The organism is Pedobacter frigoris, from assembly GCF_032678645.1.
Taxonomy (GTDB): Bacteria; Bacteroidota; Bacteroidia; order Sphingobacteriales; family Sphingobacteriaceae; genus Pedobacter; species Pedobacter frigoris_A.
This window is the reverse complement of sequence record NZ_JAVTSP010000004.1, coordinates 407,226-423,344: the sequence shown is the minus strand read 5'-3', so window position 1 is coordinate 423,344 and position 16,119 is coordinate 407,226. Positions and strand designations below refer to the sequence as shown.

10 protein-coding genes are annotated in these 16,119 nt (G+C 40.2%); 9 read left to right on the top strand and 1 reads right to left on the bottom strand.

All coding sequences use genetic code 11. From position 1 onward, the window contains the following. Window positions 1-66: 66 nt before the first annotated feature. Window positions 67-255 carry a hypothetical protein gene (locus R2Q78_RS15225; protein ID WP_316793379.1) on the bottom strand — a complete coding sequence of 63 codons (189 nt, stop codon included), beginning with the start codon at window positions 253-255 and terminating at the stop codon, window positions 67-69. A gap of 507 nt (window positions 256-762) precedes the next feature. Between R2Q78_RS15225 and R2Q78_RS15220 the strand changes: the two genes are divergently transcribed. From R2Q78_RS15220 to R2Q78_RS15180, 9 genes are all read left to right on the top strand, one after another. Then, the gene (locus R2Q78_RS15220) at window positions 763-3,972 is read left to right on the top strand and encodes a SusC/RagA family TonB-linked outer membrane protein (protein WP_316793376.1); all 3,210 of its coding nucleotides are present in this window, start codon (window positions 763-765) and stop codon (window positions 3,970-3,972) included. Between the two features lie 33 nt (window positions 3,973-4,005). Then, a complete protein-coding gene (locus tag R2Q78_RS15215; protein ID WP_316793374.1) occupies window positions 4,006-5,910 on the top strand; it encodes a RagB/SusD family nutrient uptake outer membrane protein in 1,905 nt (634 codons plus the stop codon). Window positions 5,911-5,935: 25 nt separating this feature from the next. Next, on the top strand, window positions 5,936-6,409 hold the full coding sequence (locus tag R2Q78_RS15210; protein WP_316793371.1) for a DUF5018-related domain-containing protein: 474 nt from the start codon (window positions 5,936-5,938) through the stop codon (window positions 6,407-6,409). 38 nt (window positions 6,410-6,447) lie between these two features. Continuing rightward, complete coding sequence (locus R2Q78_RS15205; protein ID WP_316793369.1) at window positions 6,448-7,797, top strand: glycoside hydrolase family 16 protein; 1,350 nt, start codon at window positions 6,448-6,450, stop codon at window positions 7,795-7,797. Window positions 7,798-7,836: 39 nt separating this feature from the next. After that, window positions 7,837-10,119 (top strand): FAD-dependent oxidoreductase, encoded by a 2,283-nt coding sequence (locus tag R2Q78_RS15200; protein WP_316793367.1) that lies wholly within the window; start codon window positions 7,837-7,839, stop codon window positions 10,117-10,119. A gap of 37 nt (window positions 10,120-10,156) precedes the next feature. Beyond that, a complete protein-coding gene (locus R2Q78_RS15195) occupies window positions 10,157-11,080 on the top strand; it encodes an SGNH/GDSL hydrolase family protein (RefSeq protein ID WP_316793365.1) in 924 nt (307 codons plus the stop codon). A gap of 25 nt (window positions 11,081-11,105) precedes the next feature. Continuing rightward, a complete protein-coding gene (locus R2Q78_RS15190) occupies window positions 11,106-12,791 on the top strand; it encodes a sodium:solute symporter family protein (protein ID WP_316793363.1) in 1,686 nt (561 codons plus the stop codon). A gap of 155 nt (window positions 12,792-12,946) precedes the next feature. Beyond that, window positions 12,947-14,434, top strand: coding sequence for a glycosyl hydrolase family 18 protein (locus R2Q78_RS15185; protein ID WP_316793361.1), 1,488 nt, complete (start codon window positions 12,947-12,949; stop codon window positions 14,432-14,434). Window positions 14,435-14,522: 88 nt separating this feature from the next. Then, window positions 14,523-16,115, top strand: coding sequence for an alpha-L-fucosidase (locus tag R2Q78_RS15180; RefSeq protein ID WP_316793359.1), 1,593 nt, complete (start codon window positions 14,523-14,525; stop codon window positions 16,113-16,115). Window positions 16,116-16,119 lie beyond the last annotated feature (4 nt).

The window sequence follows — 16,119 nt, the reverse complement described above, 5'->3', positions numbered from 1 at the left end:
ATTAATACCTTAAACTTACAAGACCTCATTCGCTTGTGCAAATATATTTGAAATACTGTGTTGTACTTACCAAATCTGTCTGCTCATTGCCTGTAACTCAACAAGCAAAGGAAAATCAGCCACATCATAATCCACCCTCCCATTAGTACCATTGATAAAATCACCAGGTAAATAAACGTCTAAACATACACCTACGATTGATATCGCGCGGCTAAAGATCTTCGTAAAAGCAGTACCATCCTCTCCTTGGAGCAAGGCAGTCAGTTCCTGATCGATATATGCTATAAACAGCCATGATGTATTACCCCGTTACTTTAAAGTTAAGCTATTTCTCTTACAAAATTCATATAAGTTCTTACATATAAACCAACTACAGTAAGAAATAAACCTTAATTCCCCTTGCTAAAATGGTTAGAATATTTAAAATTAGTGTTTTTGCAACCGCTCCCAAAATTGGGAGCGGTTGCAAAATGATTTTTTAGCGATTTACTTTTCATTTAACAGAGTCGTGGTTTAAGTTTATACTGAAAACCAAATATAAACCAGATGACATATTGATGTTGTTGGCTTATAGATCGTAAACCTTTTATTCACCAAAACAAAAAATATGGACAAAAATATACTAACCATCATTTAGCCCATAATTAATGGGACTTTTAATATAACCTTTTGTCTTCCGTGCAAAAAAATAACCAAATTAAACTTAAAGTAATGATAAAAAACATTAACCGTGTTAGGTATTTACCTAAATGCCAATACTTTATGGCAAAAATAATTTTACCATGTTTTGTATGCGCAATTATTGCAGAACCTTTTGCATCAAAAGCCTTAACATACAATAAAATCACAAAAAATGTAAGCTTCTTGAATACTGTTAAATTTGATCTTATAAGAGGTAAAATAACAGATATTAGCGGGTCGCCTATTCCTGGCGCAACAATTACAGAAAAAGGCACAAAAAATGGTACAACATCAGATGAGAAAGGGGCATTTTCCATAAATCTGAGTAATAATAATGCTGTTATCGTAATTTCTATGATTGGCTATGAGTCATTTGAAATTGTGGCAAGTGCTATTCAGAATGGTGTCATAAAACTCACCGAATCGAATAGGCAATTAAATGAAGTAGTGGTAACCGCTTACGGAAAAGTTAAAAAGAAAAACCTAACTGACGCCGTTGCCTCTATTGATGGTAAAACTTTACAGGATAGGCCTTTAAAATCCCTTGCTGAGGGTTTAAAAGGTATTTCTCCAGGATTAAATATCACAATAGCAAGTGGCGCGCCAGAAGCAAGTCCTTCTCTAAATATTAGAGGATTTACGTCAATGAACTCAACAGGAGGACCTTTGGTCTTGGTCGATGGTGTGGAACGCCGGATATCAGATGTGAACCCGAACGATGTAGAATCTATCTCTGTTTTAAAAGATGGCGCGTCAACTATTATCTATGGATCTCGGGCACCTTACGGGATAATTTTAATCACTACCAAAAGCGGAAGTAGTGGTAAAATGGCTGTAAACTATAGTTCTAATTATAAATTTTCTACATCGGCTATGATGCCCGAGCTTCCCAGCACTTATGATTGGGCAACTTATTTAAACCAGATAGCGCTATCGGCTGCCACAGGTACGGGTACTAAAATAGTCGACGATTTAACTTTAGAGAGGATAAAGGCACATGCTGCGGGCGACTACACGAATCCTGTGTTTGCAGGCCTGGATATGAAATACGTAATCAATGGCTCGTTCCCAATTGCCAATGGTTATAGCAGGTATAACAGCTTTGGCACGGATGATTATAATGCGGCTTATTTTAAAACTGCAGTACCTGCTACCGATCAAAATTTAAGTTTCTCCGGCGGTAGCGATCGTATTAAATATTATGTAGGCTTGGGTTATAATAATACTGCTGGGGTACTAAAACCGGTAGATAATTACTATAAAAGATACAATGGATTAAGCAAGTTGCAGTTTAAAGCAACCGATTGGTTAGATTTAGATGCAAGCTTTAATTATGGCCGTGCAAGTACTTTAGGTCCTAATATAATGGGACAGGGCAATAATTATAATACCTTTTTCTCTTTCTTGGGTCGTGAGTTTCTTAATAACCCGCTCCGTAACCCTGATAAGCCTGCTTATTATAGCTCACCTGTTTATCTTTCTTCTATCATTGGCGGTACTGTCGCCTCTACCAGTAACGATTTGACATTTACCGGAGGCTTTAACTTAAGACCAATAGCAGGCCTTACCATTATCGGCAATTATAATTTTAGAAACAATTCTTTCTTCAATGAAACAGCACAAAAAGTTGTATACTCTTATAATCCAGATGGTACCATAACCAATGGATTTAGAAGTGCGGCAAATAGTATGGAAAGCAAAAGTTATGGCACTACAGATTATAATTTTGGTAAACTTTCCGCTGAATATGCCAAAACATTAGCCGATGCCCATCATTTCCTCATACAGGTGGGGGCACAGGCAGAAAGCAACCAGTATAAACAATTAGATGGTAGTGGACAAAACTTTTTTGCACAAGATAATGTTAACTCCATAAGAACAACGGCGGGCCCATTTAACGCCAATGATGTTTTAAACCATTGGTCTACAATAGGTTATTATGGATTAATTACTTACGATTTTAAAGAAAGATACTTACTTAAGTTGGCCGCTCGTACAGATGCCAGTTCGAGGTTTGCACCACAATCAAGATGGGGATATTTCCCTTCTGTTTCTGCTGGATGGAATGTATCCAACGAAAATTTCTGGAAATTTAAAGATTATGTATCGCAGTTTAAAATTAGGGCATCATGGTCTAAAACCGGTGATCAAAGTTCACAGGGTAACTTATACGCCTATTTACCTACTATGCCCTCTGCTACAAGTACCAGAACTCTTTTGGGAGGCAGCTTAATAAATTATTTAAATCCATCAAGCTTGGTAAGCAGCACGTTAACCTGGACTAAACCGGCTATGTTAGATTTTGGTTTCGATTTAACTGCCTTAAAAAACAGGTTGACTATAACCTATGATTGGTATCAGCGTACTGTTTATGATCAGGCAGATCAGCCTAAACCATTGCCCCAAACATTGGGAACGAGTTCGCCACCCGAAAATACTGCGACATCAGAAACCCGTGGATGGGAAATAAATGTAAGCTGGAACGATAAATTTAATCTTGCAGGCAAAACAGCCAACTACGGGCTATCATTTTTAATGAGTGATTATATTGGTTATGTCGTTAAGTATAACTTAAATCCAACAGGAAGCAGAAGCGTTCTTACTCCAGGGGTACTATTTGGGCAAAATTTAGTATACACCAGCCAAGGCATTGTACAAAATACTGCCGGATTAAATGGGAAAGTATTTAACGGAAGCTATGGTTACCCCGGCTACATTACCTATGCCGATTTAAATGGAGATGGTTTTATTAATGCTGGTACCGCTGGAGCCTGGTCAAGTCTTGGTGATCAAAAAACCGATGGCTTTAATTATCCACGTAAAAGCTATTCGATATTACCCTCCTTCTCTTGGAACAATTTTTCGGTATCTGCCATTTTTGAGGGCGTAATGCAATGGAAACAATATGTAAACAACGAGCTGGTTTTTGGTCAGCAGGGGCAGTTTTTTTCTCCGTTCTATAAACAAACAATCGAAAAAGGATTTTGGAATACAGATAACACCGGTGCATTTTTCCCTGCGGTGGGCCAGGTGCCAGCCATTAATGATCAATATATGTTAAACTTAGCACACCTGCGTGTAAGGAATGTAACCTTGGGTTATAACCTGCCGGATAAGTGGCTGCAAAAAATAAAACTGCAAAAAGTTAATGTGTATTTAAGCGGCGAAAATCTTGGCTTTATTTACAACAAAGCCTTTGTCAAATATGATCCGGCATTACTTTCTGCATCGGGTGGTATTGGTTATCCGCCTATGAGAACCTATTCGTTAGGATTGAACGTTTCGCTGTAAGTATCCGCAATTTAAGTTAACCAAAAAAATAAAATGATGAAATATAAATACATATCAAGAAGCACGGGTTACATGTGCCTGCTATGCGTAGCTTTGCTTAGCGCTTGTAAAAAAGATTTTTTAGATAAGCTGCCACAAGATGCAATTTCTCCGGATGTTTTTTTTAATACCGCATCGGACATTAAAACTTATGTAAACTCGATGTACGAAACGCGTACACCTTTTTATGTATTTAATGTAAATCCGGATAATTCACGGTTGGATTTAGGTTCGGATATATTGATCGATGGTGTTACCGTTACTGCATCTTTAAACCAGGCGAGTGCTACAGGTATTGCTGGTCTTGAATCGGTTGAGGATGCCTGGAGAATTGGTTACGCAAACATTAGGCAAGACAACTATCTTTTTAAAAATGCCACAGGTAAGGTACAAAACACTCCCGCCGCCAATCATTTTATGGGCGAAGGTTACTTTTTTAGGGCATTAGATTACTTTAACTTGCTTAAGCGATTTGGCGATGTACCTATTATTACCGATTTGGCTACCGATAATGATGCAGCAAATTTATATAAGCTTCGCCAATCGCGTAATGAGGTTGCTAAACAAATTATTAAAGATTTAGATTCGGCCATTAAAAAACTGTATTGGAAAGGACAGGGAGAAGCCGTCGCTGGTCGCATTAACAAAGAGGCTGCCATTGTATTTAAAAGCAGAGTAGCCTTGTACGAGGGCACCTGGGAATATTACCACGGCCTTCGCAATACCCCTTTTGCTGTATCGGGAAAAGATGGCAAAGAGTTTTTAGCATTGATAGAACCTGCGATGCAAGAACTGATTACTTACCAGGGAACCCGCATATTTAGAACCGGCAACGAGCCATATAACAGACTGTTTGCCCAAAATGATATGGCTACCGTAGACGGTGTTTTTTGGTACCGTGCTTATGATGGTGTAAAACTCGCTTCAAGTAATAATTTCTATTTAAAAACCAACGATAACGGCCCTTCTATTACGGATCATTTGGTAGACATGTACCTTAATAAAGATGGTTCGCCACAAAGTCTAACCACGCCTTACAGTCAATTAAATACACTTTCGAGCCAGCTAGATCCTCGTTTTAGACAAACTATTTTTACTCCTGATCGTGGGCCGTATGGCAAAATACCTGGTAGAGAATTTGGCTCGCAAAACCTAAGGTATGCTCTTCCTGCATTGATGTTATCACAGCCTGGTATTACAAGTACAGGATATCGTACTTATAAGGGTGTAGTATTAAACGCTGCAGAAGTATATAAGGGAGAAACGGATGATATTTTTATCAGATATGAAGAAGGCTTGTTGGCATTGGCCGAAGCTAAGGCCATTTTGGGTACTGTTACCCAGGCCGACCTTGATAAAACTGTTAACGTAATTCGTGCCCGCGTAGCTATGACACCGATGAGTTTAACTACCGTACAAGGGTTTCCATCATCAGCCTACCGCGAGGATTTGGGTTTCACCTTAGGCGCACCTAATATTGTAAACGAAATACGACGCGAACGCACTGTAGAATTTGCTCTGGAAGGTCATCGTTTAGATGATATTAAACGCTGGGCTGTATATGATAAAGTGATAAATGGCTATGTACCAAAAGGCGCACAACTGCAGGAATTTTTAGATTACTTTAATACACCAAGCAACTTAACCGCCGATGGATTCGCAATTAATGGTGTTAATTTTCCATTATTAATAACTACAGGTGCCAATGTAAACGTGAATGCTTTTGCTAGTAGCGGCCGCATTAATCCTTACTTTAAATCATCGCAGTTTCAAACAGCAACATCCACTGGTTTTTATATTAACCCGGGCAGAGATTACCTCACTTTTGTGCCATTGTCGCAAATACAGCTTTATAAGGCAGCTAACGTAAGGCTTACACAAAACCCAGGATGGAATTAATATGATTACATTAAATATAAGAAAGATGAAAAATATAAAAATAATATTGGCGGCCTTTTTAATGTTGGGAAGCTTAAGCTCTTGCATTAAACAAAGGATAGAACCTGATTTTTCGATTTATGGCGATAAGGCTTTTATTACAGGGGTAACCACTTTTGATTACCGTACAGTAACCCGAAAGCTGAATTACAATGAAGAGGTTACCGGCTACGAAGTACGTGCGGTAAACAATACCGTAACGATTGATAATGTAAATTTTAAAATTAATATTTTGGTAGCAAAAATAGCCCCAGCTACCGTAACAGCAGCAAATCCACAGGTAGACTTAGCTAAAGTGGGCATTCGTTTAGTAAATCAGGGAACTAAGATAGAACCATTAAATAGCGCTCCAACTGCTGGTATAATTGCCGATTTTTCTAAAGGGCCTTACGTTTACAGAATTTACTCTGCTGATGGTAGTGTTAGAGACTGGACTTTAACATTCGCTATTACACCTTAATTAAATAACGTCAACCCCGGTTAATAAAAAAGTATTATTTGCACGATCTTATGCTTAACACCCTCCAATTATTGAAGTGTAAAAATCTACACCAGGCTATTCTCAGTTGTTTATTGCTAAACAGCACGATTTCGTATGCGCAAACACCAACTACTACAGCTATACCAGAGACACTAAATAAAACGCAGTATCAACTATTGTTTAAAGATGACTTTGACGGAACAGGTACTCCATCTCCAGCAGACTGGTTATTAAGAAAAAACCACAAATTAGGTGGCTCCAGCGTTCCCGGAAATGTGCTACAAAAAGACGGTATCTTATCTGTTTTATTTACGCAGGACAGCACCGCCTCAGGTGATGAAAAATTTAAAGGAGGAGGCATTGTTTCGGCCCACAATTTTGGCTACGGTTATTATGAGGCGAAAGTAAAGTTATATGGTGGAAAACCGGAATTATCAGGCTTTCATCAATCTTTCTGGTCCATGGGGCTTACCGGTACAAATGAGGCCGAAGGAGCAGGCATACGGCAACCGTTGGTTGAACAGGATAACTTTCCGCAAGAAAACCGGGTTCTGGAAATTGACGGTTTCGAAATGGATTCACGCGGCCATAAACTTGCGCAGAACTATCATATTTATACTCCAGTACATACAAGTGAACAGCCTAATCCAAAAGAGGTAGACAAGGATGTATCTAAATGGATCATCGTGGGTTACGAATGGTTGCCAGACCGAATTAATTTTTATTGTGATCATAAATTTATCGGGACAAAGTGGTTAAAAGGCAAGTGGCAGGTATATGCACCGCAAAATGTTTGGCTCACAGCTTTACCTATAGCAACGGATTGGTCTGGCCCCTTACTAGCGCCACCAATCGGTGCGGCGATGCAAGCAGACTATTTTAAGTTTTATGCTAAAAATATGGTCGGAGTAAATCGTATTGGCAATGCAGATTTTGAGCATCGTGTTTTAGGCGGCGACCCGAGCTACCCGGTAGCTTGGATTGTAGCCCGTACAAAAGGCAATGACACCAGCGCAGTTAAAGTAATAACAGATAGCACCAGTGCTAAAAACGGCAATCGGTTTTTGCAATTTCAGTCTGACAAAGAATTTAAAGCAACAGCCATGCAGGTTTTGCAATATATCCCTAATGGAAAATATGTCTTAACAGCGTGGGTAAAAAGTAGAGGCACAAAAAAGCAGGCAGAAATTACAGTCATCAGTGGTACAACAAAAAAGACAATTAAAGTTCCTGCTTACAAAAACTGGACAAAAGTATCCCTTAACCATGTTTCTGTACAAAATACAAAAGCGATTATAAAAATAACCACCACGGCAGGTGCCAATCAAAAGTTACAGGTTGATGGAGTAACATTTTCCGAAATGTAATGCAATTAATTTTCCCCTAAATCTATCTACAAATAAAAAATGATAAAATCTGGAGACAACAGACAACAAAATTTTCCACTAATAAAAATAGAAAGCGATTTAACCATCGTCGGTGGTGGCCTATCTGGCGTATGTGGGGCTATTACCGCAGCCCGACAAGGTTTAAAAGTGACCTTGGTGCAGGACCGCAGTGTATTAGGCGGCAATTCCAGTAGCGAGGTTAGGCTTTGGATACTAGGCGCTACATCGCATATGGGCAACAACAACCGCTGGGCACGTGAAGGTGGTGTTGTTGATGAGATTTTGGTTGAGAACACCTACCGAAATCCTGAAGGAAACCCCATTATTTACGATAGCATTTTGCTGGATAAAGTAGTTAGCGAACCTAACATTACGCTGTTGTTAAATACTGTGGTATACGAGATTGCAAAAAAAGATGTCACTACAATTGAAAGTGCTACCGCTTTTTGCAGCCAGAACCAAACTTCTTACACTTTAAAATCACCTTTATTTTGTGACGCCTCTGGCGATGGCATTATGGGTTTTTTAGCCGGTGCGGCTTTTAGGATGGGTGCCGAGAACAAGCAAGAATTTGGCGAACTGTTTGCCCCAGATAAAAGCTATGGTGAGCTTTTGGGCCATTCGCTTTACTTTTATTCTAAAGATACTGGCAGACCTGTAAAATATACTGCACCGGCGTTTGCCTTGGACGACATCACAAAAATCCCCCGTTTTAAAAGCTTTAATGCTAAAGAATATGGCTGTAAGTTGTGGTGGATAGAATACGGTGGCCGATTGGATACGATACACGAAACTGAAACGATAAAATGGGAATTATGGAAAATTGTATACGGCGTTTGGAACCACATTAAAAACTCAGGTCAGTTTCCCGAAGCGGAAAATTTAACTTTAGAGTGGGTAGGAATGATACCCGGCAAACGCGAAAGCAGGCGTTTCGAGGGAGATCACATGCTGATACAGCAAGACATTATTGAACAACGCCAACACGAGGATGCTGTCGCATTTGGCGGCTGGAGTGTTGATTTGCACCCTTCTGATGGTGTGTACTCTCCCCTGCCGGGATGTAACCAATGGCACAGTAAGGGCATCTATCAAATTCCTTACCGCACACTATATTCCAAAAACATCAGTAATTTGTTTTTGGCCGGACGTATCATCAGCGCATCTCACGTGGCTTTTGGTTCGTCACGGGTAATGGCCACAGGGGCTCATGTTGCTCAGGCTGTAGCTACAGCAGCAAGCATCTGTAAAAAAGAAAATTGTTTGCCTGCCGATGTTTTGGAACTGCAAAAAATGAACGCCCTGCAACAAAAGCTACTGGCAAACGGTCAATATATCCCAGGTATTGTAGTAAAAGAGGCTAATGATTTGGTACAGCAGGCAAAAATTGTTGCCAGTAGCGAATTGCAATTGCAACAAATTGCCGAAAATTTTGAAAACCAACCGCTTGAAATTGCAGTTGCGCAGTTATTACCATTAAAATCAGGCGCAATTACGCCAATACATTTTAAGGCATTTGCAGATGAAAAAACTGTTTTAAAAGCCGAAATCAGGATTTCTTCAAAAACAGGAAATTTTACACCTGATGTAATTTTGGACAGTTATACTTTCAATTTAAACCAGGGAGAAAATCAACTCAGTTTAAAAACAGATATATTGCTTACAGCAGATCAGTACATATTTATAGTATTGCACAAAAATCCCGCAGTAAAAATACCACGTAGCAAACAAATGTTTACGGGAATTTTATCAGTTTTCAATACGAGCAATCCGGCAGTATCAAACTATGGCAAGCAGGAAGCACCTGATGGCATTGGTATGGATAGTTTTGAGTTTTGGTGCCCACAGCGTAGACCTGCCGGGCACAATATCGCTTTGCAGTTAGAAAACCCAATAACAGCTTTTAGTGCTTATAATATTGCGAACGGCCTACCCCGGCCAAATACCGGAGCTAATGCCTGGGTAGCCGAACCCAATAGTAAAAACCCAACTATAAAAATAACATGGGATGAAGTAAAACAGCTAAAAAGAATAGTTTTGAGTTTCGATAGTGATTTTGATCATCCCATGGAAAGTGTGCTCATGACCCACCCCGAGACCGTAATGCCGTTTTGTGTGCGCAATTACAAAATTTACGATGATGCCGGTAACCTGTTGCAACAGAAAACTGGCAATTACCAAACCCGCAATGAAATTATTTTATCCAATGCGATAAGTACAAAATCAATTAACATCGAAGTAGAACACCCTTCGGCCAATGTGCCGGCTTCTATTTTCGAAGTTAGAATTTATGAAAATTAACTTAAATTATTCTCAGGACAGAAAATAAAATATATTGATGAAAATAGGAGTATCATTTATAGTAATAACGCTATTTAGTTTATGTAGCACTTTCGCCCAGTCCCCATTTGTAAAAAATATAAAGCGCATTGTCTTTTTGGGGAACAGCATTACCTATGGAGGAATGTATGTTGAGGATATAGAAGCCTATATGGTGCAACGGTATCCGGGGTATCATTTTGAATTTATTAATGTGGGGCTGGGCAGTGAAACAGTTTCGGGTTTAAGTGAAGAAGGGCATGCGGGTGGAAGATTCCCAAGGCCGGATCTGCACGAACGGCTAAGCCGGGTACTGGCTCAGACAAAACCTGATTTGGTTTTTGCCTGTTACGGAATAAATGATGGCATTTATAAACCTTTGAACGATGATCGTTCTAAAGCTTTCCGTGATGGTATTATTTGGTTACACAAACAACTGGATAGCGCCAAAGTAAAACGTATTATTCATATAACACCCATGGTGCACGATGATAAAAAATTACGTACAAATGGATATAATAAAGTGATGGATGCCTATTCCGACTGGTTGCTGGGGTATGGTAAAGCGCACAATTGGGAAGTGATAGATTTACATACAACGCTAACGAATTATCTTAATGAACAGATAGCCAGGGATAGCACATTTCGGCTAGCTGCTGACCAGATACATCCCAACGAAGAAGGACATTGGCAAATCGCTAAAATTATTTTGCAGGCTTTAAACCAACCCGTAAAAGAAGATCAAAAAGGCACACTGATGGCGACGGAAAAAGACAGGCAGCTATTTGAACTGGTGAAAGAAAGACAACGGCTTATGAAAGATGCCTGGCTTAATTCCACGGGACACAAACGACCCGACATGCCAGTGGGGCTTCCTTTAGCAGAGGCAAGACAGCGGTATGAAGAAATTGAAAAAAAGATCCGGACACTGCAGAAAAAATAAAATAGTTTAAACTACTAATTGAATAATGGATAAATACATTGATACATCGGTAATCGTCATCTTTTCGGTTTTCATCATGCTCATAGGGATTTCCTTTTCCCGTACCGGACGTAACCTCAAATCTTTTTTTGCAGGTGGCGAGGCCGTTCCATGGACTATTGGGGGCTTGTCGTTGTTCATGAGCTTTTTTTCCTCGGGCACTTTCGTAGCCTGGGGCTCCATTGCCTACAAGTATGGCTGGGTGGCCATCACCATACAATGGACCATGTGCATTGGTGGGCTGGTTACAGGTTATTTTTTGGCACCCCGATGGAAAGCCACGGGCAACCTTACCGCAGCGGAATTTATTCGCGAGCGTCTGGGTGGAAAGGTACAGCAAAGCTATATCTATATTTTTATGCTGGTGTCGCTGTTTATCAAAGGTTCAGTCCTCTATGCAGTATCTCGTTTGGTAGGCACTGCACTCGAATTTCCTCTAATCCCGGTAACCATTGCCCTGGGTATTTTAATGATTGCTTACACTGCGGTAGGCGGTTTATGGGCAGTAATGGTTACCGATATTTTACAGTTTGTTATTCTTACTGCTGCAGTACTGCTGATTATTCCATTGGCATTGGGCGAAGCCGGAGGTTTTACAAATTTCATCAACAAGGTGCCGGCCGATTTTTTTAAGCCTGTCAATGGCGAATATACCTGGGCCTTTATTATGGCTTTTGCCATCTACCATATTTTTTATATTGGTGGCAACTGGACATTTGTACAGCGTTACACCAGTGTTGAAACGCCAAAATCGGCATCGAAGGTAGCTTATCTCTTTGCCGGGTTGTATATTATCAGTCCTGTTTTGTGGATGTTGCCACCTATGGTCTACCAAACCATTAACCCATCACTTACCGGTATGGAAACTGAAAATGCCTATTTAATGGTTTGCCAAAAGGTATTGCCGGCAGGGCTGATGGGACTGATTTTAACAGGAATGTATTTTTCTACTTCAGCATCAGCCAATACAGCGCTGAATGTGGTTTCGGCGGTTTTTACAAACGATATTTATAAAGAAAAAATAAACCCGAAAGCCACCGATGAACAATTGATGAAAGTGGCCAGACGCTCATCATGGGCATTTGGCTTAGGAATGATCGGAGTTGCCCTGATTGTACCGCTGATTGGTGGATTGGTGGAGTTTACCCTGAGCGTGGGTGCTATTACTGGCGGACCTTTGCTGGCTCCGCCAATATGGGCATTGTTCAGTAAAAGATTGAGCGGAAAAGCTACTTTGTCCATAACGCTCATTTCGCTAGCCGCCAACCTGTTCTTTAAAGTAATTACCCCATTATTGTTCGATTTAAAATTGAGTCGTGCCAACGAAATGTTACTGGGCGTAGGATTGCCATTTTTACTGTTATTGGGTTACGAAATTTATGCACGGTATAAAAAATTCACAAGCTATGAGTACCAGCAGCTGGAGGTTCGCAAAGCACAACGTAAAGCTGCTGGGCCTGTGGCCGTCAGCGAAGAAGAAGCCATAGCTATAAAAAAACAAAACCGTTTTGGTCTGTGCATGATTGCCTTCTCGCTATCCTTTATAGCCGTATTGCTTTTAATTTTAAGTATGCTAACCACAAAAGGTAACTGGATGGTGGCAGGTATTGCTTCGGTAATACTGATATCATCGGTTATCCCCTACCGGGCTTCAAAAAAAGTATTGGTTTAAAAGATTACATGAGCGAAGTGAGTTATGTAAAAAGTATAACCACAAAATGAAGATATAAAGCAAGTATATGAAAGCGGTATGAGGGAAGGAAATATTATATAGCAAGAACCACAAGCAATATTAATTTAATTAGAACTAACCAAAAAACCCAAAGTATGAAGAATCAAAAAAAACTAATGCTAATGGCATTGGCGCTAATTACCGGCGTTACGCTATCCTGCAAGAAATCAGAGCCTTTGACCGAAACTGAAAATGCCACAGGGAAATTTAAAATCAAAAATGCGACCAGTACCATAGGCCATCCGCTCGGCTTGCAAACCAATTTGCGCATGTATGGCTACTATGCTATTTTTGGTGGCTCCTGGGAGCAACAAATGGACTCGGTAAACATTGACCAGCTAACAGATGTTTGCATTTCATTTATCAATCCAAACTCTAGCGGTGTATTTACCATCAGTAATGACATTGCGCAGGCCGTAATAAAAGGACATAACCAGAATGTAAGAATGCATTTCTCCTTTGGCGGCGGTGGTGGCCCGGCCTATTGGGATAACCTCATAAAACCGGCCAATAGGGCACAGGTAATATCAAATATCAGAAAAGTACTTACTGATTATAATTTTGACGGCGTAGATGTTGATTTGGAAAACGAGCGCATTACGGCTGACTATAACGGTTTTGTAGTACAGCTTTCCGATACGTTAAGATTATACAACAAACAGCTATCGGCAGCATTGTCAGCCTATCAAAGAAATCAATTATCTGCCGCAGTATACAGCAGGTTGGACTTTTTAAATGTAATGTGTTATGATTACGGCAGTTCACCTGGTTCGCATTCATCTTTTGGCCAGTTTCAACTTGATTTTGCTAATTTTTCCGCCAAACTACCAGCATCAAAAATTAATATGGGTTTTCCGGGATACGCCTGGCAATACCTAAACGGCGTTAAGAACACGCAGGTTTCGTTAAAAACTATTCTCCAACAATCTCCCAAAGCCTATGCCTTAAATTATCAAACACCTACCGCAAACAAATCCTGGTGGTACGATGGACATCCTGTACTAAGGCAAAAAGTAGCCTATTGCCTGCAACAAGGTATCGGTGGTATGATGATGTGGCAAATTATGCACGATCCTAAAAGCGAAGAAAGCTCGTTGCTAAAACTGGTTAATTTTTGCGCTGGCAATCCGGCCAACAAAGGCTTTTACCCTACCGTTCCTTTTACACTACTTGCAAGGCATAGCGGTAAGGCCATGGAAATTATCAATGCTTCTTTAGCAGATGTGGCGGGCGTACAGCAAGGAACCAGAGATTTAAGCGCAAATCAAAAATGGCTAATTGAGCCCGGTGGCGCAGATCTTAAACTAACAAACTATAATAGTGGCAAAGTGTTAGATGCAAGGGATGGAACCGCTACAGGCCTTGGTTTACAGTTTGCCCAAAATCCGTGGAACGAGGGCGGAAACCAGCGCTACAGGCTGCTTCCAAATGTATTGGGATATTATCAGATTGTAAACATGACCAGCAACCGTATAGCAGGAGTTTACCAGTCATCTACAGCTAATGGGATGAGGATAGTACAAGAAAACAATACCAACGGACAAAACCAGCAGTGGATGATTTTTAGAGAACATCAACAATAACTAATCAGTAATGGTTCTTGTTAATCAAAAACTTACCTTAAATAAATGCCGTTCATAAAAAATGAACGGCATTATTAAAACACCCACAATGAAATTGAACCAAAAAATAGGCTTGCTATTCATCACAGCTTTTATTTCACTAAATGCATCAGCCCAACAAAAAAAACTTACCTGGGAGGAATTACGTAAAGACTATAATTTCCCAAAATGGTTTGCCGAAGCGCGTTTTGGAATATGGGTACACTGGGGGGCTCAAACCCAGCCTGCAGAGGGTGGTGGGTGGTATGCCCGTCACATGTATATGCAAAATGTTGGCAACGAAACTTGGGGTGCGGGTGCTTATCCTTATCACGTTAAAACCTATGGACACCCATCAGAAAAAGGTTTTAAAGATGTCATACATGAGTGGAAAGCGGATAAGTTAAATACCGATGAACTGTTGAAATACTTTAAAAACATTGGTGCCAAATACTTTGTAGCATTGGCAAACCACCACGATCATTTCGATAATTTTGCCTCTACCTACCAACCCTGGAATTCGGTAAATGTAGGGCCTAAAAAGGATTTGATCGGCCTCTTTCAAAAATCTGCCCAGAAATATGGTATCCCATTTGGAGTAAGCAGCCACGACGACCGCTATTTGGAATGGTGGAAAAGTGCTTTCGGTGCAGATAGCACAGGGCCTAAAAAAGGCGTTAAATACGATGGCTGGTTGACCAAAGCAGATGGCAAAGGGAAGTGGTGGGAAGGGCTTGATCCTGCAGATCTGTACGGTCTGCCACCTGAAAAGCGCACACCGGAATGGGTTAAAAGCGTAAAAGAAAATTATGTTAAGCGTCATGAAGAACTGATAAGTAGATATAATCCTGATATGCTGTGGTTTGATGGTTACGGTTTTCCATATGGAAATTATGGTAAAGAGGTTTGCAGCTATTTTTACAACCAGAGCCTGCATAAGGATGGGAAAGTATCGGTGCTGGTGGCAGGAAAAATGGCCAATGAACCTTCAGTAGCAAAAGACTTTGAACGCGGAGGCTCCAGTACAATATTACCTCAACCATGGCAAGGCACATTAACCTTCGGTAGTTGGTTTTATAAAAGTGACAAACCATTAAGGCATAATGCAAAAACGGTAATTGAAACGCTGACAGATTACATGAGCAAAAATGGAAATCTATTGTTAAATGTAGAATTATTGCCCGACGGAACAATTCCCCCTAAACATAAGCTGATACTCGACACCATTGGAAGATGGGTAAACACTAATGCTGAGGCCATTTACGGTAGCAAGCCATGGAAAGTATATGGTGATAACCTGCACGGTGTAAGGCAGAAAAAGAACATTAGCGAAGCCGATTTGGAGGCCAATAAAAAGCAAGAGAATGAAGATTTTAATGAACGTACTATAAGCAGCAAGCCTTACCCACACAACGAGGTGCGATTTACGACCAAAGATAAGAACTTATATGTTTTCGTACTTAACCCGGTAAAGGGCAAAATTGAAATACCGGCCTTAGGCTGGCAGTCTGTTGATAATAATAAGAAAATATCGTCGATTAATTTAGTTGGTGATGCAGAAAAAATAGATTTTGAACAGACAAAAGATAAGCTGGTGATTGCTATTGATGTAAATAATAAGTTTAACTACACTAAAGTGTATAAAGTGGTAGGGGTATTATGAAAAA

Coding starts and splice junctions, on each gene's coding strand:
- R2Q78_RS15220 (WP_316793376.1), top strand. CDS start 763: ATGGCAAAAATAATTTTACCATGTTTTGTATGCGCAATTATTGCAGAA.
- R2Q78_RS15215 (WP_316793374.1), top strand. CDS start 4,006: ATGATGAAATATAAATACATATCAAGAAGCACGGGTTACATGTGCCTG.
- R2Q78_RS15210 (WP_316793371.1), top strand. CDS start 5,936: ATGAAAAATATAAAAATAATATTGGCGGCCTTTTTAATGTTGGGAAGC.
- R2Q78_RS15200 (WP_316793367.1), top strand. CDS start 7,837: ATGATAAAATCTGGAGACAACAGACAACAAAATTTTCCACTAATAAAA.
- R2Q78_RS15195 (WP_316793365.1), top strand. CDS start 10,157: ATGAAAATAGGAGTATCATTTATAGTAATAACGCTATTTAGTTTATGT.
- R2Q78_RS15190 (WP_316793363.1), top strand. CDS start 11,106: ATGGATAAATACATTGATACATCGGTAATCGTCATCTTTTCGGTTTTC.
- R2Q78_RS15185 (WP_316793361.1), top strand. CDS start 12,947: ATGAAGAATCAAAAAAAACTAATGCTAATGGCATTGGCGCTAATTACC.
- R2Q78_RS15180 (WP_316793359.1), top strand. CDS start 14,523: ATGAAATTGAACCAAAAAATAGGCTTGCTATTCATCACAGCTTTTATT.